The sequence below is a fragment of the Pectinatus haikarae genome (assembly GCF_050916305.1).
GTDB classification, from domain to species: Bacteria; Bacillota; Negativicutes; order Selenomonadales; family Selenomonadaceae; genus Pectinatus; species Pectinatus haikarae.
This window is the reverse complement of the sequence record NZ_CP116940.1, coordinates 997,249-1,023,539: the sequence shown is the minus strand read 5'-3', so window position 1 is coordinate 1,023,539 and position 26,291 is coordinate 997,249. Positions and strand designations below refer to the sequence as shown.

Below are 26,291 nucleotides of genomic sequence, written 5' to 3'. Positions count from 1 at the left end.
AGAGAGCGGCACCATAAAATCACAAATGTATTTATTTTTTATTTACGTACTTCACACAAATTTTTAATTTGTATTCAGTATGACACATATCCTCAATATTTATGTTATCAAATTATTACTAATTAATTAATTTTTTACCAACTTATACTGAGTTCAGCCACGTCGCTGCGATAACAGGAAATTCCATATGCAATCATAATACCAGTCTGCGATTTCATAAGCTTTTTTACTTTCAATACAGGCATATTTCTTGGAATATCAAGCAGTAATGCTTCTTCTTTGGTAGGAAATACTGCTTGAATAGTCGATTTTGCTCTTTCATAATTGATATTATACTTTGCATAAAACTCAGACATTGACTCCAAGACATTTAAATAGGGCAGTGCATTAAGAAAATATTTAACAGGCAAAAAAGCCTGTCCGATCAGAAAAGGCCGTTCATTTATAGAACGCTGCACATAATGAAAATACACTCTTTCATCATGATCCAAGTCCAATGCTTTTCTCACCTTTTCAGGAGCAATTATTTCATTTGTCTGCAAAATTTTTGTACTCGGTGTTGCACCAATTTTTTTTATATTCTCTGTAAATCTGTTTTTTGCACTTAGCTGGTATTCCACTGTATCCAGCAGAGCTTTTGCTATAAAAGTACCTCGCCCACGAATCTTATACAGTTCTCCCAATCGGCAAAGCTCATCAATGGCCTGCCTGACAGTATGCCTATTAATCCGATATACTTTACCCATTTCAACTTCTGAAAGGATTCGCTGCCCTTCCTGCAATATACCTGCAGCAATCTGTTTCCTAAGCAACTCCATCAATTGTATATAATAAGGCACACCATTATCCCGGTCGATTATCATCTTTTCCACCTCTTGCTGTTATCCCGTCAATCCGGGCACTGTTTAACCATTCCGAATGGACTGGACTATACATCTAGACAGACATCACCGCTGCACGAATCATTAACCGCTATAATCCATATCGAATAAATTATGCCATGTTCATGATCAAAAGACATTACCTGCAGGTTAATTTTCCATTAAAGTTATGGTCATTGCAGACTAAATGGTTGTTGTATTCACCCATTTATCTTGATATTTTACTGCAAACAAGTTTTACTTTATTGTATCATATAAAAAATACCTGATTTTCTTGATCAGCACTTTTTAGTATCTTGGATTGTAAAATGAAGTGCGACAGCTAATAAAAAAAGTAGCTCACAAGAGCTAACCATCGTGTAGAATGAAGTTACCACACACCATTCGACGGAGGTTATCCTATGAGCTACCACTATATTAGCATGTTTGACCGCGCATGTATACAATCGCTTTGTACTCTTGGTTATTCAACTCGACAATTGCTATACAGACGGGAAGACATCATTCGAGTATTACGCGCGAATTAGTTCGTAATGCAACAACGGAAAATGTCTATCTAGCAGAAGACGTTCATCAAAGCTATGAGAACCGAAGAACTCATACTGATTTTATGTGTACAGTTTTTCATCCGCATCCCCGTCTCTTTATCTTTCAGATGAAGCTTTGAACTCATTTAGCGTTCAATAGTTAATAAAATCAGTCATCTATCATTCTTTTTTGCATGGCGTCCGCCATTGTTTTCAGGATTATGCAGCAGGATGCCGCTCCAGCATCCAAAAATCCTCTGCTTCTTTCTCCCAGCCGCGCCGCTCTGCCAATTTTGGCAGTTAGATTTTTCGTATTTTCCTTACCGGCCTCCGCACCTTCGGCAAGCGCGCGCAACGCTTCATTAAAGCTCCCGTTGTTATCCGCTACTTTCTTATAGGCCTCTTTTCCCGGATAAATAGCATCTATCAGTGTTTTATCCCCCAGCTTCGCACCTGCCAGATTCATAAGTTTTTCCACTGCGTTCTCCAAAGCCGCCAATAAAATCTGCATGGTTATTTTTTCTTCTTTCTGCATGGCCCTGCTGAACTCGGAAAACAACGTCCCATAAATTGGTCCCATGGAACCGCCTATATCCATAGCCAACGTTCTTCCAAGTATTTTAAAAGCCTCCGCTAAAGACATACCGGTTTCAATTCTTTCTTTTGCCAGCATGAAGCCTTTGTTCATATTGATACCATGATCGCCGTCACCTGTGGCACCATCAATTTCACTGAGATATCTGGCGTTCACATGAATGGCCTGAATAATTTCCAAAACCACGGAGGCATTCTCAGCGTTTTTAACGTAGCTCATTTCTCTGCTCCCCTTTAAACTGCGTAATGCCCACAGTTCTTGCCTCTTTGTCCAGACATTCTTTTAATTCTTCATCAAGCTTCATAACTGACAAGGTCAGTCCATTCATTTCCAGTGATGTGAAATAATTTCCCACATAAGAACGGTAAATGTGAATACCATTATCTTTCAACAACTGTTCCACTTCATTGTAAAAAATATATTGCTCCATCACAGGAGTGGCTCCTAATCCCGAGATCAGCACGGCTGCCTCATCTCCGTCAGCAAAGGGCAGATCCTGTATTACCATATTTGTCATTTCTGCTGCAATTGTTTTTGCATTGCCCATTTTTTCGATTTTTACACCAGGTTCACCATGGTGCCCTATTCCGAATTCCATGGTCCCTTCTTCAATATGAAAATTAGGTTTTCCGTTTGCCGGAATCGTACAGGGGCTCAGCCCGATACCGATGCTTCGTGTCCAACGAATTGCTTTTTGTGCCGCACTGATTACTTCGTCTAATGTTCCGCCCTGTTCGGATTTTGCCCCGCCTATTTTCCACATAAAGATTTCACCGGCAACACCACGTCTTTTATTCAGTTCTTCCGTGGATGCGCTGGCTGCATCATCATTTGCAACGGCGGTTTTTACGGTGATTCCGTCATCCTCCGCCAGTTCCCTTGCCATTTTAACATTCATATTATCACCGGCATAGTTTCCGTAAAGACAGGCCACACCCATTCCCTGATCAACGGCGCAAATTGCATCATAAAACGATTTTGCCGTAGGAGAAGAAAATATTTCACCAACAGCAACAGCATCAACCATATTTTTCCCGCAATAACCAATAAATGCGGGTTCGTGCCCGCTGCCGCCTCCAGTGACAATACCGACTTTCTTTTTACTTTTCGCGAAATTTGAAATAACTACCCTTGGATTGCTTTCATCGGCGTGGACAATATCCGCATGGCATTTCAAAAATCCTTTCAACATATCTTCCACAACATAATCCGGTTCATTTATTATGCGCTGCATTTCATTTCTCCCATCTATCGAATGATTTAATTACTGTTTTTCAGTCACTTTTGTTTTCTGCTGTATTTTATCGGCAATTCTTCGCAGATTAGCCAGTCCCTGAACGGCAAGATCTTCCCCGGTATCGGCAAATTTTCGCCAAATCGCGCATTGTCTGTTTAGTTCTTCGAAGCTCGGATCAAAGGATTCAATAACACACGGCCCTTCATAGCCTATGTCGTTAAGCGCAGTGAAGAATTCTTCCCACGGAACAAGCCCTGTTCCGGGTATTCCGCGATTGTTTTCACATACATGAACATAGCCGAGATATTTTCTGCCGCATGTCTCTACCGCCTCCTTATAACTTATTTCTTCCCGAATCATATGAAAACAGTCTAAATGCACAGCCATGTTTTCACTGCCGACGGCTTTACAATATCTTCTCCCTTCTTCAGCAGTGTTAATGAAATGTGATTCGAAACGATTCACAGGTTCAACACAAATTTTCAGATCCGGATATTTTTTAATTGCGTATTCTGCCACTGTTTTCATAGAGGACACCGAATTATTCCATTCTTCATCCGTTTTCGGTTTACCGGTGAGACAGCCCCATCCCGCATAATTTACCCCGCCGATAATAACTGATCCCATGGCCTGATTGACATCCACCATCTTTTTTAAAAATCGTATTCCGTTCTGCCTTACTTCAGGATCACCGGAAATAAGACTGTTAGCAGCATTCAGCGTTGTCGATGTCACTGGCTGCAATTTTGTTTTTTCCAGTTCCTTAATCACCTCTGCCAAGGGAAAGTTTTCCAGATGGGCAATCGCAAAATCAATTGCCTCAAACCCCAATTCTTCAGCCTTTCTGATAATCCATAAATCTTTTTTACTAAAAGCTTCTGTCCAAATAAATGTATCGACGCCAAATTTCATGTTCATCCCTCGTTTTATTTATATTTTCAATCTTAGGCTTTCCGTCATTATTCATAGCTATTTTTCCATTTCAGCAGGGCGAGCCCCAAACAAGTAACAATTGTTCCCGCTGCTAACGCCAGAATATACATTGGTAAATTGGTAATAACATTTGGAATCGGTAAAATCCAAATACCCCCATGCGGTGCCAGACTGGCACAATTTGAACCAAGAGATATCGCCCCCGCCACAGCTGAACCCGCCATCAGCGCAGGAATCACGTGTATGGGATCTGCCACTGCAAATGGAATGGCCCCTTCTGTAATATAGGAAAGTCCCAATACCCAGCAGGATTTCCCTGCTTCCCTTTCATCTGCCGTAAATTTCTTTTTGAATAATGTTGTAGCAAGTGCCAGCCCCAACGGCGGTGTCATTCCAGCAACCATGCAGGCAGCAACTGGTCCGTATACTCCGGTAGACATCAGTGCGATGGAAAAGGTTGCGATTGATTTGTTTATCGGACCGCCCATATCTGCTGCCATCATGATGCCAATAAGTGCACCAAATAAAACCCCCTGCGTCGAATCCAGCGAATGTAAAAATAAAGTCAAGGCATTAAGTAAATATTTTATCGGTTCTCCAACAATAAAAAGCATAAAGAAACCGGTAATTCCGGTTGCCAGCAAAGGAATAATAATCAATCCTTTTAACGTTTCCACAGCTTTGGGTATTTTTATCCTCCGTGCCAAGAAAACAGTCAAATAACCTGCAAACAACGCTCCGATCAATCCACCCAAGAAGCCGGCACCAATATTATTTGCCAAAATTCCTGCCACCACTCCCGGACACATTCCCTGTCTGCCTGCTATGGAATAAGCTATACCGGCAGCAAGCATCGGCACCATCATGGTAAAAGCGGCTCCTCCGCCTATCTTGCTTAACGCTTCCGCCAAAACATTATAACTGGGATCAGCAGGATCGCTTGCATGTATTCCGAACATAAAACTGAACGCAATCAAGATTCCCCCCGCAATCACGAAAGGCAGCATGTAGTTAACACCACTCATTAAATGCTTATATAAACCTGCGCCCATCTGCTGTTCCGTTTTTTCTGCCCCACCATTGTCAGCTGACCGAAAAATTCTGCTATTTTTACCGCTGATTGCATCTTTCATGACTTTTTGGGGATTTTTTACTGACTCCTGAATCGATACTTCTATCATTTTCTTTCCATCAAATCTACTCAGATCTACATTATTAGAAGCCGAAATAATCACCAGATCCGCTTCCTGAATTTCCTGCGCAGTTAAAATATTGCCTGTTTCTACCCCCTGTGTTTCAATTTTCACACTATGCCCAAGTTCTCTTCCTGCTTTTTCCAGTCCTTCCGCAGCCATATAGGTATGTGCTATGCCGGTAGGACAAGCCGTAATGCCGACAATTTTCATTATTAGTCCCCCTTCTTCTTCAATCCCAAACATCAATTATCCATCAGGCAGCGAATGATCTCTTCCGAATTTCGTGCCAGATCCAATCTATGCCTGAAAGACTCATCCATAAATTTTCTGGACAATTGGCTGAGAATATTAAGATGTTCATTTCCGCCTTTTTCCGGTACTGCAATCAAAAATAATAATTTCACTTTTTCATTATCCGCTGTATTATAGCCAATAGCCGTATTCAATTTGCCGACGGCTACTGCTGTTTTTGTCACGTAAACCGATTTTGCATGTGGAATGGCCAGTCCAAAACCAATTCCGGTGCTAAATTCTTCTTCACGTTTCAGCACATCTGCCACAAAGCCATTTAAATCGGTAATTACACGATTTTTTAACAAACATTGCGCTAATTGTGTGATTGCATCAGTTTTATTTTTTCCCTCTAAATTAAATATGATATTATCCTTCTTGATGACAGCCGTTATATCCATGAACGTTTACTCCCTTCAATAATAAAATCTGTTTTTAACATTTATTTAAAATATTGAGAATTTATTTATTATATTCTAAGCAGGTATCAAATAGGCAAAGGCATAAGGAGCGTCCTTTCTTAACTGACGCCCTTTATGCTGGGAATATTGAGAATAAATCACAAAGTGCTTATATTGCAGATTGTACTGTTAAATAACTTGACAGGCAGTTCATCTGACGGTGCTATTTTTAACACACTTTTTTCTCATGCACATTGCCGACTGATCTCAATACAAATCAGCCTTTCCTATGGTATTCAAAATCCCGAATTTATGCTTCAGCACTTTCTTCGCCGCTTCATTTGCAGGTGGATATACTTTAAAAGGTTCATATATTGATGGACAGCTGGTCAATTGAAGACGCAATGCCGTGAAAAAAGCGCTTTTTATATCACTTGATATATTGACTTTGCATATACCATATTCGACCGATTCGCTCACCTCATTATCCGGATTTCCTGATCCACCATGCAGGACAAGCGGAATATTGATCTGTTTATTTAATTCTTTAAGCAGCTTTATATTTAATTTAGGAATCACATCCTTAGGATATAATCCATGCGCTGTACCGATAGCAACAGCAAGCGAATCTATCCCTGTTTCTTCAACAAATGTCTTTGCAGCTTCAGGGTCCGTAAAGATTATCTCCGAAGCACCGCCTTCTGAACTCCCATTATCCCCAATTGTTCCCAGCTCAGCTTCAACCGATATATTTACTGCATGCGCTATTTCCACAACGCGTTTTGTCATTTCCACATTTTCCGAAAAAGTACAATGAGATGCATCAATCATCACAGATGTATAATTATTTTTAATGGCCCTGATAATATCTTGCATTGTCGCTCCGTGATCCAGATGAATCACCACTGGCACTGAACTTCTTAACGCATATTCTCTTACTATGGATATAAAATTATCTCCAATATATTCTATTTCCAATGGATGGATTTCCAATATTACAGGTGATTGTGTTTCCTCCGCCGTTTCAATAATTGTCTTTAAAATATCAAAACTGCTGATATTGAAAGCAGGCACAGCAAACTTATTTTCCTTAGCAACTTTTAATAAGTCTTTCATAGTATATAACATATCAAAATACTCCCTTTACTTTATTTCAACAATCTTACAATATCCGCCGCAGCTGAAGTTTCGATACTTCAGCTAATTAATCAATTTATAATCCAAATCCAGCAAGGTGCATAAATCTATAATCTGATCTGATTTCAATGCCAGTGAATATACGGTATGGTGGCCTCCGCCAACCTCTAGCCACTTTTTTACCCCTTCTTTAAATGAAGGCATTGGCTTCCAAATGACTTTAGCTACCGGTAATTTCGGCGATTCTTTTTCACATTTTTGTGCAGCAATTTCATTGATGATCAATTCATAACTATTCCCTAAATGAATAATAGAAGCGACAACACCCTTCCCCTGGCAACCATTAAAAACTAATCTGGCAGGATCTTCCCTGCCGCCAATTCCTAAAGGAGCCACAACTACTTTAGGTTTTTCAGCCGCAAGTGTCGGATCCACTTCCAGCATGTGTGCTCCGACGATATATTCATTTCCCGGGGAAAAATTATACGTATAATCTTCCATAAAACCAGTTTTTTGATTTCCAGACAATATTTTTAACACATAATCCAGTGCAGCTGTTTTCCAGTCACCCTCACCGGCAAAACCGAATCCTTCTGCCATAAGCCTTTGCACTGCCAAACCCGGCAGCTGCCTCATACCATGCAAGTCTTCAAAATTGGTAGTAAAGGCCTGATAATTACGCTCTGTCAAAAATTGCCTCAGTGCTATTTCAATCCTTGCCTGTTCTTTAACGTGTTCTTCAAAAAAAAGCTTATCATTTTTCCCAAAATCAAATTCATAAATATTTTTATATATTCGGAATAATTTTTCAACTTCATTTGACGATACTTTATTAACAACCTCAACCAGATCGCCAATGCCATAGTAATCCGTACTCCATCCCATCTGAATCTGCGCAGACACTTTGTCTCCCTCAGTATCCGCAACATTCCTCATATTATCACCGAACCTCGCTATTTTAACAACTTCACATTCCTGAAACGTATTTGCTGTATTCATCCAACTGCTCATTTCATTTAAAACAGAAGAATCCCGCCAGTATCCTGCAACAATCTTATTCTTCTTATTTAATCGCCGGTTAATGAAGGCAAACTCCCTGTCTCCATGCGCACTCTGATTCAAATTCATAAAATCCATATCTATCGTTTCCCACGGAACAGATTCATTAAATTGTGTAGCCAAATGCAGCATTGGTTTTTGCAACTTTTTCAGTCCGGCAATCCATGATTTTGCGGGAGAAAAAGTATGCATCCACAAAATAATTCCCGCAACATTTGTCCGATAATTAGCCTCCCTGACTAAATCCGATATATTAGCGGAAGAAATTCCCAACTCAGTAAGCACAATCGTGTATGGGAAACAATTTTTCTCATTCCAGAAATCTGCCATGGCTCTTGCATGTGCTCGAACTTCTGCCAAGTTATTTTCACCGTAGAATTCTACACTACCGACAACAAACCAGAACTCTTTTTTCACTGAAACCACCTTCCTTATCCTTTTGTCAAGCTGTGCACTGCTGACAGAAAAATATCCGTCTCACAGATATTTTTATTATCTGTACAGTTCAGAGTATACATTTTCCCATGACAAATGACAATATATGGCGTTATTATTGGTAAATAAGCAAAAAAGCCTTGAAAAAATGACTGATTTCAGTCAAAATATATTATGTATATAATTAAATTCGTAAATTGCAATAGCAAATTGAACACTTTGGTAAAATGCCGATGATCTCAGGCAATATAAAGTTTATCGAGAAAAGCGTCGAACAATTCTTCCGGTGTCTGGTAGGCAAGTCGCTTGCGCGGACGGCTATTCAATTCATCGGCAAAGTGTAATATATCTTCATAAGTATATTTCTCAATCGAAACGCCCTTTGGAATATATTGACGCAAGAAGCCGTTGTGCCGTTCATTTACTGGTCGCTCCCAAGAGGAGTAAGGATGTGCATAATAAACACTGGAACCCCAGGCTTCAATCTTGGAAAATTCCTCGAATTCAGAGCCATTATCGGTTGTAATGGTTTTGAAAACAGAACTGAAACGCTCACCATATTCAGCGTGTAGTTCTTTCATCGCAGCCATGACAAATTCACTGTTTTTACCAGGAATGCGAATAGCCAGGTAATTGTTTGTAACACGCTCAATCAGAGTTAAAACAGCAGCTTCTCTGCCTTTTTTTCTGCCAATCACCGTGTCAGCTTCCCAATGGCCGAATTCTGTGCGTAAATCTACGATGTCAGGACGTTCGTCAATGCTGCGACCTTTCAGACGTTTATGTTTTCGGGTTCCTTTTTTGTTTTGCTTTCGCTTTAGAATTTCAGGCAGCTCGAACAGCGATAACGGCAAATTACCAGCAGCCATTTCTTTATCAGCAAAGAGCTGGTGCAGGCGCGCATGACCGACGCAAGCGTCTAACGACCACTTTTTTGCCCTGACTTGCGCAACCACCCACTTAACAAAATCTGAGCAATGTGTGATATAATGCGGCCTTTTGCACTTCATTCGATTCATTTCATATACTGCAAGACCTCGTTTGGCGCTGTACTCCGGTGCACGTCCTCTATGGCTTTTGCGCAGCGGTGTACCGCGGCGCAATTCATACATGATAGTACTTGGCGAACAGTTGATTTCTCGGGCGATTGCCCGCAGAGAGTATCCTTGCTTGTTTAGTTGCTGGATCGCTCCGCGTTCTTCCCGTCCCAAGTGCTGACCACGTTTTCGTTCAGGGAATACTGTGATATAATTATGGCAGTCCATAGTGATTGTCTCCTCTTTGGTTAATGGTGCTGTGAGAACTCCATTTTACCATTTAAAGAAAAGTCACTGTGGACTTTTTGCTAACTGTTCATTTTCATTTTACAATCAACCATTATTTAGTATTACATATAAGGAGGGAAAAAATGTATCCTCATGATCGCGGAAAACAAATTATAACGATTCTCTTGAAAAGAAAATTCCAAACTGTCACTGCTTTAGCCAAACAGCTTTATGCAAGCGAATCAACTATCAGAAGAGATCTCAAAACACTTGAACAGTGCGGTGAAATAGAACGAGTCAATGGTGGTGCACTCATTATCGAAAATTCCCAGCTGGAACGGCCTATTTCTTTAACCAATAGAGAAAATATAGACAAAAAAAAATTAATCGCCGAACTTGCTTTTGATTTCATCGGCGACAATAAAAAGATATTTCTTGATTCCAGCAGTACATGTTTCTTTCTGGCAAAAAAAATGCAAACTCTTAATAATTTGACCATCACGACCAACGGCTTATTAACTGCTTATATTCTTTCAGCAGAATCAGACTCCCAGGTATACTGTACAGGCGGCGCTGTATACTCAAAAAGGTCAAGTGTCAACGGTTATCACGCCTGCAGATACATCGCAGAACACAACGCCGATATCGCCTTTATATCATGTAAAGGAATAAGCCGAAGCGGAATATCCGACCTGAAAGAGGAGGAAGCCCAAATCAAAAGGATGTACCAGCAGCAATCGGACAGAACTATTGTGTTGGTAGACAGCACAAAATTCAACAAAAGCTATTTTTGTACAGCCCTGCCTTTTGATAAAATTGACGTTATCATTTCCGATGCTCCTCTTCCTCAAAATATATTGAATGTTACAAATAAATATTCTATCAATATTATTTTCCCGTAAGTGACAAATGTGTATCTATCCAAATGTATAAATGATTTTTAAATAGCACATTTTTTAGCAAATAAATGACAAATACAAATAAATTCTAAATTTCAAATAGAATTCTATCCCATCTGAAATTTAGAATTTATTATGCATAAGATTAAATTTATTCGGACGCCTACCATTTTATAAAAACCAGTTGCATTAAGACGGATTTACTTCAAGTTTTCCGGATTGAGACATTGCAGATCGTCGGGAAGAAATATGCCATCTTTTCTTATCAGCTCACCGTCAAGATATATTTCTCCGCCGCCATAAGCTTCCGTCTGAATCAGCACAAGATCCCAATGAACGGATGACCGATTTGTATTATCGGCGTCATCATAGGCACAGCCCGGTGTAAAATGCAGGCTGCCGCTTATTTTTTCATCAAACAAGGTATCCTTCATTGGAAAAGTTATATATGGATTCAAACCAAAAGAAAATTCGCCTATATAGCGGGCACCTTCATCCGTATCGAGAATTTTATTCAGTTCTGCGGTTTTATTTGCTGTTGCTTCTATTATTTTTCCGTCTCTAAAAGTAAGTGATATATTTTCAAAAGTAACCCCTTGATAAACCGCCGGCGTATTATAGGTTATAGTTCCGTTTACAGAATTTTTTACAGGTGCCGTGTACAATTCTCCGTCAGGTATATTGCATTCACCGGAGCATTTTACAGCCGGCATATTTTTTATGGAAAAACTTATGTCCGTGCCCGGTCCTTTTATATGAACCTTATCCGTTTTCTCCATACGTTTCTTCAGCGGTGTCATAGCTTCATGCATTTTGCCATAATCAAGATTGCATACGTCAAAAAAGTAATCCGTAAATTTTTCTGTGCTCATATTCGCCAATTGCGCCATAGCTGAATTCGGATAACGCAGGATACACCATTTTGTCTGCGGTACTCTGATATCACCATGTACCGGTTTGAGCCAATACATTTGATAAAGCTTCATCTCTTCCTGCGGAACATCGCTCATTTCACTGACGTTATTGCTGCCGCGCACCGCGATATAAGCACTCATCCCTTTCATGCGCATAGACTCATAATCCGCAATGAACTGCAGTTGCTCTTTTTTAGCACCCATAATTAATTCCCGCTGCAATTCCTGCATTTTCACACTAAGAAAAGGCACCGCACCAGCCTTATAGGCTTCTCTTACCAATGCCTTGCCCAGCTCTATTCCATCGTCAAATACCTCGATAAGTATTTTTTCATTTACCTCGAGGTGTGTAGAATAATTTATAAGATTATGTGCCAGTGTTTCTATACGTTTATCCAAAATAAATTCCCCCTCATATTAGTTTCAATAAAAGTGTAGTGCATACTGTCTTTTTTTTCAACAGCGATCGCAAAAATACATTTGCGGCAATGCTCCTTCCTGCCTGTTTTACAAAGCGTTTACAGCCCGTAAGATAAGGCTTGCCATATGTATTTTTAAATGGTAAACTATATGAGATATAAGCATTTTTCGGGGGATATAAATTGGAAAAATTAGTCATAAACGGTGGCAGAAAACTCTGCGGCCGTGTTAAAATAAGCGGTGCAAAAAATGCTGTCCTGCCTATTATCGCTGCAACATTATTGGGTCAGGACCATCCTTGTATTTTGGAAGAAGTTCCCTGTCTGGACGACGTCGAAACGATTTCTGAAGTTTTAAACGAACTTGGCGTTACTGTAAAATTTGATGAAACCAATCATACCTTTACAGCCGACAGTACAAATATAGCCTCATGTGAAGCTCCATATGAACTTATACGTAAAATGAGGGCTTCTTTTCTCATTATGGGTCCTTTGCTTTCGCGCTGCGGACATTCAAAGATTTCTCTGCCCGGCGGCTGCGCGATCGGTACACGCCCTATAGATCTCCATCTGAAAGGCTTTGAAGCTTTGGGGGCGCAAATAGAAATAGGTCATGGTTTTATTAATGCCACCGTTCCGGATAAACTGCGCGGTGCTAAAATCTATCTGGATTTTCCAAGCGTCGGTGCCACAGAAAATATCATGATGGCCGCATGTATGGCAGAGGGAAAAACTCTTCTGGAGAATCCTGCACAGGAACCTGAGATCATTGATTTAGCTAACTTTCTCAATATGATGGGGGCCAATATCCGCGGTGCCGGCACCAACGTCATTAAGATTGAAGGCGTAAAAAAACTGACCGGCTGCAATTATACTATAATTCCCGACCGTATTGAGGCCGGCACTTACATGGTCGCCGCCGCAATGACTATGGGAGACATATATATTGAAAACGCTATCAGCGAGCATCTTAAACCAGTCATCGCAAAACTGTCGGAAGCCGGTGCCGAAATCATTGAAGACGTAAAGGGCATTCGTGTAAAAGGCACTAAAAAGCTTAAGGCTGTCGATGTTAAAACCATGCCGTATCCCGGTTTTCCTACAGATATGCAGGCACAATTCATGGCCATGCTGACCGTTGCCGAAGGCACCGGTCTCGTAACCGAAACCGTCTTCGAAAACAGATTCATGCATGTTGATGAATTAAAAAGAATGGGCGCCAATATAAAGATAGAAGGACGAACTTCTGTCGTTGAAGGAGTTGCCCATCTTCTCGGCTGTCAGGTAAAAGCTACTGATCTGCGGGCAGGAGCTGCTATGGTGCTGGCCGGACTTGTAGCTGACGGCGAAACGAGAATCGGCTATATACATCACATTGACCGCGGCTATGACAATCTTGTCGGCAAACTTTGCAGCCTGGGCGCAAACATAAAACGTATAAACGATTGAACTAATAATAATAAATAACGGTTCTCATCCAATCCGCTCTTATGAAAATCAGCATTCATACAGAGCGGATACGTATTAGTATCTACAACTTCCTCAACAGCCAAAATTCTTTCAACACATTCTCATTATTTTTTTGTAAAGGACGTAAGAAATGATTCCCCTAGACAAACCTGCAAAACTTTCGCATTTAACATTAAAAAACCCCTTCATTCGCTCAGCCGTACATAGTTTTTTAGGCTCGGAAGACGGTTTCATGACGGATCTGGAATTTCAAATGTATGAAAAACTTTCCAGCAATAATATCGCCCTTATCATAAGCGGACATTGCTGTGTACTTGCCGGCGGCCTTGCTAACAAAGAACAGATACGTATTGACGATGACAAATATATCGCTCAATTCAGCAAAGCAGCAGCGCTAATACATCATAATAACTGTCTTTTCATGCCGCAAATAAATCATGCCGGACCGCGTGCTATCGATACAGAGGAATTTTTCGATGTCAGTGCAGGTGATTTACCCAAAAATCACCATGCAGAAGAGCTGTCACTTAAACAAATCAGTCATATAAAAACAGCATTTATCAATGCAGCCAGCCGCCTGAAGCGGGCCGGTGTCGACGGTGTACAACTACACGGAGCACACAGTTATCTTTTATCACGCTTTATAGATAAAACTTTTAACAAACGCCGTGACGAATACGGCGGCAATATTGAAAACCGATTTCGTCTGTGCGCACAAATTATAGCCGGCATAAAAGAAAAATGCGGTCCTGATTTTCCGGTATCCATTAAAATAAATAACGATACCGATACAGATAACAACGATTATGCCGCAGATATGAATTATGTTATGAATAAATGCCGTGAATTAGACGTGGAATTTGTCGAATGGAGCGGCGTGGACTTTATCAATCAGCCACGTGCAGACTCCCTGTACTATTTTGACAGAATAGCGGAATTTGCCAGGAGTGCGCCTCTGCCGATAAGCATTGTCGGCGGCATCAAAAGCGTCGATGACATAGCAAAAGTGCTTGACAGCAAAATACCGCTTATTTCTTTGGCCCGTCCATTGATCTGCGAGCCGGACATATTGACAAGGTTTGCGGCGGGGACGGCTGAAAAGTCTTCCTGCCTTGCCTGCAATCGCTGTTTTGCCGTACCTCATCTGCATCATGGAGTGCGCTGTATCCTGCATTGGCGCGACATCCGCAAACAACAGGAAAGTTAAAATAATCATTAAAAGGGTCAAACGCAGAAATTCAATAATCTCTGCGTTTGACCCTTTTAATAACAGCATACTTATATTATATAATAAATCACCATGGTTCAGATTTCAATCCTGCGCCACACATCGGAATGAGACACTTGCCCATTTTGCCGAATTGTTTGCAGTAAAGCTGATATGCCGCATAACTGACCGCTGTTGTATGCTCACAAAAAATTCCCTTTGCCGCAAGCTTGCCGCGTGTCGGCAATATCATTTCTTCTGGAACGGCAAGTACTGTTATATCGTACTTATAAATATATTCCAATATCTCTTTGCCGCGCATCGGTATACCGACGGCAATACCTTCCGCCAAAGTTGGTTTTACCTGCACTTGCACCGGGACTGCGGATTTTCTTTTCACTGCTTCCACAAAAGGTGCGCAGGCTTCACTTTGAACTGCAATAATTTTTGGCATCTTATCAATAATGCCTGCCGAAAGAAATTCTTCAAGTGCCTTGATCACGCCGATGAGCAATGTTCCGTTGCCAAGTGGTACTATAATATTTTCTGGGATTTTCTTTAATTGTTCGTAAACTTCATAAATATAAGTTTTTGTTCCTTCATAAAAAAATGGATTATACACATGATTGGCATAATAGCCGCCTTCTTTTTCCACTTTCGCCCGGCACACATTGGCACAATCATCACGTGACCCTTGTATTACATTGCAGACAGCACCGTGTGCACGAATCATGCCTACTTTTTTTGGCGATGTACTGTCCGGTACAAATATTTCACAGTTTATGCCTGCTCTGCCGCAGTATGCTGCCACACTGTCTCCTGCATTGCCGCTGGAATCCTGCACTACGCCCTTCACACCTATGCTGTGACAATGCGATATAAGAACTGCCGCGCCGCGATCTTTAAAAGATAAGGTGGGCATATAATAGTCCATTTTAAATAAAACATCATCATCGAAATTGATAATAGGGGTCATGCCCTCCCCCAATGAAATATTCCGCCAGGAATCACCCTCTACAGGCATAAATTCCCGGTAGCGAAAAATGTTCCAAGTGTCCTTATCAATCTTCTCCAAATCAAATTTAGGAGCCGTATAATCAAGCTTCCACAATCCCCCACATTTATCACATTTAGCTTTATAGGTTGCCGCACTTTCCTTATGACCGCAATCCGAACACACAAAATTCATATAAATTCCTCCATATCAGCCGATGAAAATAACCCGCATGATGACTTTATCTTCTGCAAATCCATTATTTTCAGACACAGAATACAGGCAGATGACCTTTTCTCAATTCTGACGATACCAATCGCTGCAAGATAATTCCATCAACAGATCTTTTGTACACATTATAACATAAAAAACTTCCTGTAAAGTGTATCATGCCAAGGAGTAATACCTTCTATGATTTTCTTGCATAGCAACTATATGCTGATGATATAAAAACACTGTTTTGTTTATTATATTATTTTTTAATATATCAAAATGCTCTAAAAAAAATGATTTTTCATTGACTAATTCTATCCGTTAATGTTATTTTTATTATAATGAATAGATTATATATGAAGGAGGAACCACCATGCCAAAAGTAATTTTTAAATTGACTCTTATGCTCTTCACCGTTGTTTTACTCTGTATGGGTACAGTTTATGCCGGCAGTAAAAAAATCACTCCCAGTGACGTCACCAGTGTCAATTTCTATCTTGGCAACGAAAAATCCGAATATCCAATCGTGCGAACAGCTGATTTTGATGCCAGTTACAAAATCAACAAAGACATAGAACTTTATCTTGCCGATATGCGTGCAGCTTTCGACAGCAGCGACGATGTAACCAGCAGTTTCAGTTACAAGCTCCATTATGAGGACAGCCAGACCTTATCATTGACCTTCAATGAATATCGGTATCACGACCATGCCGCCCATGGCAGCTACTATATCCATGGTGCTGTATATGATAAAACTACCGGAGAACAGGTACCTTTGGAACATTATCTTGTTTTCACTCCTCAGCAGCTTCAGGAATCCATTGATAACAATACTGCAAAAATCTATGGCGGAGATGGCACAACCTCTCTTTCGGCTGATGAAATCAGTAAAATAACTTATATCCCCGCTGACTATTATCTTTTAAAGCGTCCTGATGGCATGTATATAGGGCTTTTATACCCTCCTTATGAACTTGCGCCTTGGGCTGCAGGTATAATCCATATCGTTCTTCCTATGCCTAAAGGCTGAAATATTTAAGTAAAAAGCTGCTGCAAATACAATTGCGGCAGCTTTTTTGATTCTTAATTCAATTATCAGCCTGTATAAAATCCTCTAACTCTTCTTTTACAGGAAAGGAAATCTGAGCACCTTTTTTCATCACACTCATTGCGGCAAACGCAGATCCCCGTCTCATGGACAGAGGGATATCCCTTTTCTCAACATAACTTGCAGCAAAACTGCCGATAAACGCATCTCCTGCTCCGGTCGTATCTACCGGCACCACCTTAAAGGGAGCAATCTTTTCACAGTGTTTTGCATCCATCCACAAAGACCCTTTTTCCCCCATGGTGACAATAACATTTTTCATTCCTTGCTTTATAAGCTTTTCTGAGGCAGCCAATATTTCGTCGTCCGTTGAAACCGGCATCCCCGTCAAAATAGCAAGTTCTGTTTCGTTAGGAACAAAGAAATCACATTTGCAGGCTGTTTCCACAGGCAGTTCTTTACAAGCCGGTGCAGGATTCAACAAGATCGGAATGTTATTCGCCCCGGCAAATTCTATAGCCGTACAGACAGTTTCCAATGGTATTTCTAATTGCAGAATAAGCAAAGAACATTTTTTCAGCGCTTCTGCCGATTTTTCAATATCAGCTGGTTGAAGATGAAGATTAGCTCCTTTATAAATCAAAATACGATTTTGTGCGGATGCATCGACAAGAATTGCAGCCATTCCGCTGCCCACTCCCGGTACTTTTGTCACATATGCCGTATCTACATTATATTGAGAGAAATTTCTCATAGCAGTTTTTCCAAACATATCATCCCCGACCTTGGCGATCATCATCACATCCGCTCCGGACTTTGCCGCCGCAATTGCCTGATTGGCCCCTTTGCCGCCGCAATTTATAAAAAAATCATCGGCCTCTTTTGTCTCTCCCGCTTCCGGGATTTTATCCGCATATGATACCAAATCAATCATGACTGAGCCGATTACTGCAATTCTCATTCTTTTTTCCTCCGCAGTATTTTGTTAAAAAACATATTACATTATTCTTCGCCTTTAGTATCATTTCTTGCCTGCAATGCTATTTTCGCTTCCATATTACGTTGGAATTGATCTACTATGACAGCAAGAATAATAACCAGGCCTTTAATTATCATCTGCCAGAATTCAGATACCCCGCACATGACCATACCATCCGAAATAACACCAATGACAAAAGCACCGATTATCGTCCCGCCAATAGTGCCGATACCGCCCATCATGGATGTTCCGCCCAGCACAGCTGCGGCAATAGCATTCATTTCCCATGTTTCTCCCGAAGCCGGATGAGCCGCTTCCAACTGAGAAGCCGTTATAATTCCCACGATAGCAGCACAGACTCCCGAAAAAATATATACCAGGATTTTTACTTTATCAACTTTGACACCTGACAATTTAGCCGCTTTTTCATTGCCGCCTATAGAGAATATATGCCAGCCGAATGTCGTTCTCTTCAACAAAATCCCGGCGGCAACAGCAATGACTACGAGAATAAGCGCACCTACCGGAATTCCCATGACCCGCCCGCCAATCAGTGTAAATCCGACATTTCCCAGTGCCTCATTCCCAACAATATTGGAATAGGTCGCTCCATTAGAATGCAGCATAGCAAAACCGCGGGCAATATACATCGTTCCCAGCGTCGCTATAAATGGCGCTACACCGAATTTGGTAATAGTTATCCCATTAATCAACCCGACAACAGCACCTACCAAAAGCGTAAATAAAATAACCAGCGGAATACTAAAATACAAAGTCACATCAAATACCTGCAGCGTTATCCCATTTTGAATCATCCCGCCGGCAACCATACCTGCAAGTCCGACAACAGCGCCAACTGAAAGATCTATCCCTCCCGTAATAATAACATACGTCATCCCGATTGCCAAAATACCGTATAGAGCAACATGTTTTGCCAGCAGCAAAAATGTATTGGCTGACAGGAAATTTGGTGTTACTATGCTGAAAAATATTAACAATAATATCAGTACAATCAGGGTCCGTCCTTTCAGCAGCATCATCGTCAGTGAATTACTGCCCTGTTTCTCACCAATCATTGTCTCCATGAAAGTCGCATTTTTCGTTTTCACAATACTCATCCTTTCTCACTGTACGACAGTTCACTATAAATTCTGCCTGTTCTCAGAACTGTGCCCTTTATATGATGCCAGCACCAGCTTATCTTCTGTGATCTCTTCCTTTTGCATCTCACTCGTTTTGATCCCGTTGGAAAGAACTAATATTCTGTCCGCAATAGCCATAATCTCCTGCAGCTCAGAAGAAACCACTATGATAGACAATCCTTTTTCTGCATATCCCTGAATAATTTCAAAAACTTCTGTCTTGGCTCCGATATCGATTCCTCTGGTCGGTTCATCCAGCAGTAAGATCTTGGGCTTGGTCAGAAGCCCTTTCCCTATAACTACCTTTTGCTGATTGCCGCCGGAAAGAGACAGGATAGGCAGCGTTTTATCCGCTACCTTTATATGTATATCCCTGATCTCTCGTTCTACAGATTCAGCTTCCTTTTTCCTATTCAAAAAAATGGCTCTGGCATAATTTTTTAAACTGGACAAAGAAATATTCTTCGCAATATTCATAGTCTGCACAAGACCTTCACTCTGACGATCTTCCGGAACGAGAGCAAATCCCTCCTGAATCTGCTGAGAAACACTTTTTATGCGAATTTCTTTGCCATGCAGTTTTACCGTCCCTTTATATTCCGGATGCAGCCCCATAATACATTCAAAAATTTCCGTTCTTCCTGCTCCCATCAGTCCGTATATACCAAGAATTTCACCCTTTTTCAGGTCAAAACTGACTGAATTAAGCAGATAGCCTCCGCCTTTTTTCGGCAGTGTCAGATCCTTAACCTCCAGCACTTTTTCACGCGTGCCCCAATCAACGGCGGTTTTTCGTTTAGGAAATATCTTTCCTTCCCCTACCATTTGTCTGACTATCCATGAAATATCAATTTTTTTCACTTCTGATGAAGCTACAAGGCGTCCGTCCCGCAGAATAGTGATATAATCACCGATCTGCATAATTTCTTCCAGACGGTGGGAAATATAGACTATCGATATACCTTCTGCCGTCAGCTCTCTCACTATTTTAAAAAGGACCTGTACTTCCTGCGCACTCAAGGATGATGTCGGTTCATCCATAATAAGAATTTTCAAATCATCCTGCACCAGATTACGGGCGATTTCAATCATCTGCTGCTGCCCGACCCTCAGATCTCCCACAATAGTCTGCGGACGTATGGGATATTCCAGTTTTTTCATAATCCTCTCGGTCAGTTCTATATGCTTTTTATTATCCAATCCAAATTTATAACGAGTACATTCCCGTGACATGAAAATATTCTGGTACACATTCAAATTAGGAAAAAGGCTCAGTTCCTGATGAATGATCCCTATTCCATGCTGCTTTGCCTGCGTCACATTCTTAAATACTGCCTGTTGTCCATCCATATACAATTCCCCGGAAGAAGGCTGCTCGATTCCGGCGATTATTTTCATCAAGGTAGATTTACCTGCACCGTTTTCACCGATCAGAACATTTACCTTTCCCTTATGTACATCAAAGGACACCTCATCAAGTGCTTTTGTTCCCGGATAAACTTTGGAAATCTTTTCTGCGTGCAGACAAATATCTTCCGGCATTTTAAATATTTCTCCCATATCCGTCCCTCCTACTGTACACTTAGTTCAACCGGTGTGATCAAAATTTCATCTGGCTTATCTGCGCTGAAACAGCCGACAAATTTGACTGTCTTTCCCTGAATTGTCTTCAGATCCTGCTTGCCCACTACATCCTTGTTTACAATATCATGAATACTCTGTGACACCTTCGCCCAATCTACTTGATTCTTATAATCTTCATATTTGATAAAATCCAAACTGTCACGCACAGCCGATCCTTTATAAACACTGCCGATCTGTAAATAAATTTTGATCGGCCCTGTGTAGCCATCCAGTTGCAGAGTCATAGTTCCCGCTTTTTTTACCTGATTGACCTCTGTGATCCGGCCCTGACCTTTGACCACATAGCTCAATTCACCTTTATCACCCATCGAATACCGACCATACTTTCCTGCCAAGGATTTCAAATTTCCATTGGCTTCAGCCAAAAACTGTGGCAGATCAACTGCTTTTTTCTCCAGCTGTGGGATAGCCTGAGATTCCCAAATACCGGCCACATTTTCAGAAGCATTAAAAACTGCATTGCCCGTGATCTCTGCCTCATGTCCGATTTGCACCACTTTGACACAGCCTGTCAGCAGCATCGTCATTATCAGACATGCCATCATTATTATGCATGCACGCCTTTTCATAGCCATACTCATTCCGCCTTCCGCCAGTAATATTTAACATTGTTTGTGCAGAAGCCGTAAAATTCCGCCTTCTGCACAAACAAATAAAAAACTCTTACTCTTTATAAACAAATGTTTTCAGCTTATCTACATTTTTTGACGTAATTGCTATACAATCCACCAACTGTTTTTCTTCCAGCCCGGTTTTACCTTCTTTCAGATATTTGTCTGCCTGTTCAACAGCCATTTCAGCAATCAAAGCAGCCTGCTGCAGTGCAGTGCCGGTCATCGTACCTTCCCTGATAGCTGCGGCCGCTTCATCGGATCCATCTACACCGATCACTGCCACATCCTTCAGCCCTGCATTCTTAATGGCCGCAACTGCCCCTATAGCCATGGTGTCATTGCCACAAATGATTCCCTTGATATCCGGATTTGACTGCAAGATAGTTTCCGCTTTCTGATAAGCTTCTGTCTGTTCCCAATTTGCCGTCTGCTGAGCGACCATTTTCATATCGGCATACTGATCTATTACTTCATGAAAAGCACTGGAACGAACACCGGCATTTGTATCTGACTCTTTCCCCAAAAGTTCCGCATATTTGCCCGTTTCACCCATCTTTTCCACGAAAACCTCTGCTATCGCCTTCGCCCCCTGGTAGTTGTTTGCAACAATCTGAGAAACAGCTATACCGTTTCCGTTAATTTCGCGATCGATCAGAAAGGTCGGAATATTTGCATCGCGCGCTTTTTGCACAGCTGCCACAGTAGCATCGGCACCTGCATTATCACAGATAATGGCGGCAGCTTTATCTGAAATAGCATTTTCAAACAATTCTGCCTGCTTTGTTGCGTCATCATCATGCGACACCATTTTCACTTCATAGCCAAGTGTTTTTGCCTTAGCGGCAGCGCCATCTGCTTCTGTCTTAAAAAATGGGTTGGAATGCGACGGTGTAATAACATAAATTATCTTTGAACCGCCTCCCGTCAATACTTTTGCTTCCTTCCCCTGTCCTGAAGAAGCGGCTGAACCACTGGTCTTACTGCTGTCGTCCCCGCACCCGGCAAATAAGATTCCCATCATCCCGACAAACAAAACCATTGCCACTATTTTTTTGAATCTTTTCATGTTACCCATCCTCCTAAAAATTTTTAAATACTATGATTCATCAGGAACTGCTCCTGTGAAATCCGTTTTACTATGTGCACCTGAGGACCATGCATTACTGCTTATATATAGTTCGTAAAATAAAAATATATCTGTTTAATTATAATTTTTTGTTAATTCTGATGTTTATTGAAAAAGATTTGCACAAGTATAATTTCGTATGTCATGTCAAAACCATATTAATTAATTACAATAATTTCAACTTTCCCTGACACTTAAGCAGCAGCTGCTGCCTATTTATACTATTTCCACCGGTAAGAGTCGTACTATTCCATGAAGAAATAGTGCGACTCAGATTACTCCGGATTTTATCCAAACCATATGGCTTGACTTATAGTACGTTTTTATTCACTTTTTGCAAAAATCATGCATTTGCTGTTTTTATTGCATTCATTTCTTCATGAAGTTTTGATACTTTTTCTTCATCAAGATCATATTTTTTAAGGTAATAATAACTTACAAAATGGCATATCGCAGGAAGACCTGCCACAATGCTCAATATACCAGCGGCTATTTTTCCGTTGACAGCACCGCCGGCAACATAGCCTACATAGGAAAGAATACCGCCTATCAAAATACCGACTATGCCCATTGCGAACTTTTGTGAAAATAATGCCAATGCGCCTAAAACACCAATCATTTTTTTGTTATATTTAACTTCACACAATTCCGCACAATCACAGGGAAGTGCCCAGTAAACGATAATGCCCAGTTCACCAAAAAAAGTTGAAATAACCAGAAATGCCGCTGATGCAAAATAATATTCTGCCGGTATGAACATAATCGGCACCGCTGTGATGCCGGCTCCTAAAGTAGCAACCTCCAGCATGCGCAGCTTTGTAAAATAGCCTCTGTTTATAAGCAGCATAGCCACCATAGGTGCCACAATACCCGCTATGGAAAATGCTGCGAGAACGCCTGTCAGAAATGCGTCATTTTGCTGTAAATAGTATTTGGCATAATAGATGGCAGAGCTTCCTTTAAATGTAAACGCCATTTGCGTAAGTGCAAAAAAGATATAAAAAGACCGTAATGTTTTTGTCTTGAAAATAATTTTTATTTCCGAAAGCAGCGAGCTTTTTTTATTTTTTGTATCTACTTCAATATGAACACGTTCTTTCGTACCGAAAAAACATGTCAATGTACAGCCTGCCGCGATGATCGCAATAATGATCATTGCCGTCATATAACCTTCTGCTTCATGTGCTTTATCATAAGTGGCAACAAAAGCCGGAACTACAACGGAACATAATAAAAATGCTGATTTCGCCAGAGGAAACCTGTACGCGTTTATTGACAAACGTTCTTCGGGATTACCGGTAATAACTGACAGCAGTCCCACATAAGGAACAACTGTGGATGCATACATCATGATCAGGAACAAATATGTAAGATACGCATAAATAAGTTTGCCAGACGGAGAAAAATCAGGAGCCAAAAATACTAAAAAGCATGATAAACCATACGGTACAGCCATATACAACAAGAACGGCCGATAATGCCCATATTTCGTATTAGTATTATCCGCCAAATGGCCTATGATAGGATCTGAAAACGCATCGAAAAATCTTGCCACAAGAAACAGAACTCCCATTGCGCTTGCTGATATACCAACAACATCAGTATAAAAGTAAGGCAGAAACATCATCGTCATGCCAAAGAAAATATTTGCCGATGAATCACCCAAGCCATAACAAATTTTTTCACGTACACTAATTTTTTCTGAATTCATCAAAATATCTCCCTTTCATCTATTGCAACTAAGCGATTCAACTTTGCAGCCATATATTGCCATTGTTTTCACATATATAATTGCTGTCATGAATAAAATTCAGGCTTGATATATAATTTTCTTTATTATCTTTTTTGCTGTAATTAGCAGCTTAACAGAAATATTATTTCAACATATAATTTTCTCAATTTTCTGCTCAAAAATAAAATTCATCATCATTGCCTGTCATTCATAATTTCATGCAATATTTGGCGCGGCAATCCCATAGCGTTTAGGTATAGTTAGTTTCTCACATTCTGCTTAGAAACTTCATCTATGAGACAGCCGTACGAAACATTGTTATATATGAGCTTACACGTCTATATGCTGAATCGTCCGCTCTATTGCCTCTCTCCAGCCTGAATACAGGATTTCGCGTTTATTATCATTCATCAGAGTCTTGTAAACTTTATGATTCCCTGTTGACGCAATCTTGTTTTTATCATAAAATCCTGCTGCTATGCCCGCCAGATAGGCAGCTCCCGATGCGGAAAGTTCTTCTACATCGGATACCAATACCTCGCAGCCCTGAATGTCACTTTGAAACTGCATCAGATATTCGTTGCCGGTAGGACCGCCATCCACACGCAAGGAAGTTATCTTTATGCCTGATTCTTCTTCCATCAGCCTGAGGACATCCGCGATTTGATAGGCAATACTTTCCAGTGCCGCTTTTACAAGCTCATTTTTGCCTGTCATACGTGTCATTCCTGTGATGAGCCCTTTTGCCTCATTTTGCCAGTATGGTGCTCCCAGACCTGTAAATGCAGGTACGAGGTATGTCGTATCGGTTGGATTGGCCGTTTTTGCCATATTTTGAGTTTCAGCAGCTGACTGAATCAATCCGAGATCATTTTTAAGCCAGCTTATCACGGCTCCTGTGTAATTGACATTTCCCTCCAACACATAATTCACCTCGCCGCCAAGCGACCAAGCCAGAGATGTAACCAGTCCTTTTTTACTGTCTATCCTTTTTCTGCCGGTATTTATCATTACTGATGAGCCTGTGCCGTAAGTAGCTTTTACTCCCCCCGGCATCAGGCAGCCCTGCCCCAAAAGAGCCGCATGGGAATCTCCCATAACAGCATGGATAGGTATCCCTTCCGGCAAATACCCGTCAAGATCCGTCTTGCCATAAAAAGCATCAGAATCAACAACCTGCGGCAGAGTATCGGCCTTCACGCCAAAGGCATCACATACAGCTTTGTCCCAGCTTAATTCGACAATATTGAACAACTGTGTCCGTGAAGCATTAGAATAGTCAGTTTTAAAGCTTTGTCCGCCCGTCAGGGAATAGACCAGCCAGCTGTCCATCGTTCCACAGCAGAGCTCACCTTTTTCTGCCGCGGTTCTGGCCTCTTCGACATTTTCCATTATCCATGCCAATTTAGCCGCAGAAAAATACGGTGATAAAAAGAGCCCTGTTGATTTTTTTATTTTTTCAGCCCATCCCAATTTTCTCAACCGCTCACAAATCGCTTCTCCGCGGGCGCACTGCCAAACAATAGCCGGATAAACAGGTTTTCCCGTTTTTCTATTCCAGGCCATGGCAGTTTCGCGTTGGTTGCTGATCCCTATCGCAGCTATCTCGGCTTTATTGATTGACGCTTTTTTCACGACATCAGCTGTCACTTTATATACATTTTCCAGTATTTCCTGCGGATCATGCTCCACCCAGCCGCGCTCATCAATTATCTGCCTGTGCGGCAAATCGCTGCGGGCTATAATTTTTCCTGCCGCATCATACAGCAGCGCCTTTGTCCCCTGAGTGCTTTGATCAAGACCCAATATATATCCCTGTTCCGGCATCTCATTCTCCCCTACCTGTCAGACTTTCTTCTTAGTCAGTGCTGTCGGCCAGTTTTCCATCAATCTGCTATTGTCTGTCCAGCTGACAGCTCAACGCATAATAGAT

22 protein-coding genes are annotated in these 26,291 nt (G+C 41.1%); 4 read left to right on the top strand and 18 right to left on the bottom strand.

The features are described 5' to 3' along the window. Positions 1 to 134 precede the first annotated feature (134 nt). The 9 genes from NXG61_RS04890 to NXG61_RS04850 form a co-directional block, all read right to left on the bottom strand. Entirely contained in the window at positions 135 to 863 is a 729-nt protein-coding gene (locus tag NXG61_RS04890) for a GntR family transcriptional regulator (protein ID WP_307224923.1), read from the bottom strand. 714 nt (positions 864 to 1,577) lie between these two features. Then, positions 1,578 to 2,222, bottom strand: a complete 645-nt coding sequence (gene dhaL / locus NXG61_RS04885) for a dihydroxyacetone kinase subunit DhaL (protein ID WP_307224922.1) — start codon at positions 2,220 to 2,222, stop codon at positions 1,578 to 1,580. Beyond that, a complete protein-coding gene (locus tag NXG61_RS04880) occupies positions 2,209 to 3,237 on the bottom strand; it encodes a dihydroxyacetone kinase subunit DhaK (RefSeq protein WP_307224921.1) in 1,029 nt (342 codons plus the stop codon). Before NXG61_RS04880 ends, dhaL begins: the two co-directional genes overlap by 14 nt. A 30-nt stretch (positions 3,238 to 3,267) precedes the next feature. After that, positions 3,268 to 4,152 carry a sugar phosphate isomerase/epimerase family protein gene (locus tag NXG61_RS04875; protein ID WP_432748979.1) on the bottom strand — a complete coding sequence of 295 codons (885 nt, stop codon included), beginning with the start codon at positions 4,150 to 4,152 and terminating at the stop codon, positions 3,268 to 3,270. A 47-nt stretch (positions 4,153 to 4,199) separates the two neighbouring features. After that, positions 4,200 to 5,579, bottom strand: a complete 1,380-nt coding sequence (locus NXG61_RS04870) for a PTS fructose transporter subunit IIC (RefSeq protein WP_307224917.1) — start codon at positions 5,577 to 5,579, stop codon at positions 4,200 to 4,202. Between the two features lie 32 nt (positions 5,580 to 5,611). Then, positions 5,612 to 6,061, bottom strand: coding sequence for a PTS sugar transporter subunit IIA (locus NXG61_RS04865; protein WP_307224916.1), 450 nt, complete (start codon positions 6,059 to 6,061; stop codon positions 5,612 to 5,614). A gap of 267 nt (positions 6,062 to 6,328) precedes the next feature. Beyond that, the gene (locus NXG61_RS04860) at positions 6,329 to 7,189 is read right to left on the bottom strand and encodes a ketose-bisphosphate aldolase (protein ID WP_307224915.1); all 861 of its coding nucleotides are present in this window, start codon (positions 7,187 to 7,189) and stop codon (positions 6,329 to 6,331) included. A gap of 72 nt (positions 7,190 to 7,261) precedes the next feature. Further along, on the bottom strand, positions 7,262 to 8,674 hold the full coding sequence (gene araA / locus NXG61_RS04855) for an L-arabinose isomerase (protein WP_307224914.1): 1,413 nt from the start codon (positions 8,672 to 8,674) through the stop codon (positions 7,262 to 7,264). A 257-nt stretch (positions 8,675 to 8,931) separates the two neighbouring features. Beyond that, positions 8,932 to 9,957, bottom strand: a complete 1,026-nt coding sequence (locus tag NXG61_RS04850; protein WP_432748978.1) for an IS30 family transposase — start codon at positions 9,955 to 9,957, stop codon at positions 8,932 to 8,934. A gap of 143 nt (positions 9,958 to 10,100) precedes the next feature. Between NXG61_RS04850 and NXG61_RS04845 the strand changes: the two genes are divergently transcribed. Continuing rightward, entirely contained in the window at positions 10,101 to 10,859 is a 759-nt protein-coding gene (locus tag NXG61_RS04845; protein WP_307225271.1) for a DeoR/GlpR family DNA-binding transcription regulator, read from the top strand. A gap of 197 nt (positions 10,860 to 11,056) precedes the next feature. Here the strand turns inward: NXG61_RS04845 and NXG61_RS04840 are convergent, their stop codons facing one another. Then, positions 11,057 to 12,169 carry an aminopeptidase gene (locus NXG61_RS04840; RefSeq protein WP_231038631.1) on the bottom strand — a complete coding sequence of 371 codons (1,113 nt, stop codon included), beginning with the start codon at positions 12,167 to 12,169 and terminating at the stop codon, positions 11,057 to 11,059. A 203-nt stretch (positions 12,170 to 12,372) separates the two neighbouring features. Here NXG61_RS04840 and murA point away from each other — a divergent pair, with 203 nt between their 5' ends. Both murA and NXG61_RS04830 read left to right on the top strand, forming a co-directional pair. Continuing rightward, positions 12,373 to 13,638, top strand: a complete 1,266-nt coding sequence (gene murA / locus NXG61_RS04835) for a UDP-N-acetylglucosamine 1-carboxyvinyltransferase (protein ID WP_196605205.1) — start codon at positions 12,373 to 12,375, stop codon at positions 13,636 to 13,638. A 151-nt stretch (positions 13,639 to 13,789) separates the two neighbouring features. Next, complete coding sequence (locus NXG61_RS04830; RefSeq protein WP_196605206.1) at positions 13,790 to 14,866, top strand: NADH:flavin oxidoreductase; 1,077 nt, start codon at positions 13,790 to 13,792, stop codon at positions 14,864 to 14,866. An 88-nt stretch (positions 14,867 to 14,954) separates the two neighbouring features. Here the strand turns inward: NXG61_RS04830 and NXG61_RS04825 are convergent, their stop codons facing one another. Further along, positions 14,955 to 16,055, bottom strand: coding sequence for a pyridoxal-phosphate dependent enzyme (locus NXG61_RS04825; RefSeq protein ID WP_307225270.1), 1,101 nt, complete (start codon positions 16,053 to 16,055; stop codon positions 14,955 to 14,957). A 391-nt stretch (positions 16,056 to 16,446) separates the two neighbouring features. Here NXG61_RS04825 and NXG61_RS04820 point away from each other — a divergent pair, with 391 nt between their 5' ends. Next, on the top strand, positions 16,447 to 17,103 hold the full coding sequence (locus NXG61_RS04820) for an RsiV family protein (protein WP_307225269.1): 657 nt from the start codon (positions 16,447 to 16,449) through the stop codon (positions 17,101 to 17,103). A gap of 58 nt (positions 17,104 to 17,161) precedes the next feature. Here NXG61_RS04820 and rbsK read toward each other — a convergent pair whose 3' ends face one another. The 7 genes from rbsK to glpK form a co-directional block, all read right to left on the bottom strand. Beyond that, positions 17,162 to 18,082, bottom strand: coding sequence for a ribokinase (gene rbsK / locus NXG61_RS04815; protein WP_307225268.1), 921 nt, complete (start codon positions 18,080 to 18,082; stop codon positions 17,162 to 17,164). A 41-nt stretch (positions 18,083 to 18,123) separates the two neighbouring features. Then, complete coding sequence (locus NXG61_RS04810; protein WP_307225267.1) at positions 18,124 to 19,209, bottom strand: ABC transporter permease; 1,086 nt, start codon at positions 19,207 to 19,209, stop codon at positions 18,124 to 18,126. Positions 19,210 to 19,242: 33 nt separating this feature from the next. Beyond that, entirely contained in the window at positions 19,243 to 20,802 is a 1,560-nt protein-coding gene (locus NXG61_RS04805) for a sugar ABC transporter ATP-binding protein (protein WP_231038632.1), read from the bottom strand. Between the two features lie 11 nt (positions 20,803 to 20,813). Continuing rightward, entirely contained in the window at positions 20,814 to 21,461 is a 648-nt protein-coding gene (locus NXG61_RS04800) for a DUF2291 family protein (RefSeq protein ID WP_231038633.1), read from the bottom strand. 88 nt (positions 21,462 to 21,549) lie between these two features. Continuing rightward, on the bottom strand, positions 21,550 to 22,566 hold the full coding sequence (locus NXG61_RS04795) for a D-ribose ABC transporter substrate-binding protein (RefSeq protein ID WP_307225266.1): 1,017 nt from the start codon (positions 22,564 to 22,566) through the stop codon (positions 21,550 to 21,552). A gap of 403 nt (positions 22,567 to 22,969) precedes the next feature. After that, entirely contained in the window at positions 22,970 to 24,337 is a 1,368-nt protein-coding gene (locus NXG61_RS04790; RefSeq protein ID WP_307225265.1) for an MFS transporter, read from the bottom strand. 351 nt (positions 24,338 to 24,688) lie between these two features. After that, the gene (gene glpK, locus NXG61_RS04785; RefSeq protein WP_307225264.1) at positions 24,689 to 26,185 is read right to left on the bottom strand and encodes a glycerol kinase GlpK; all 1,497 of its coding nucleotides are present in this window, start codon (positions 26,183 to 26,185) and stop codon (positions 24,689 to 24,691) included. Between the last annotated feature and the right edge of the window lie 106 nt (positions 26,186 to 26,291).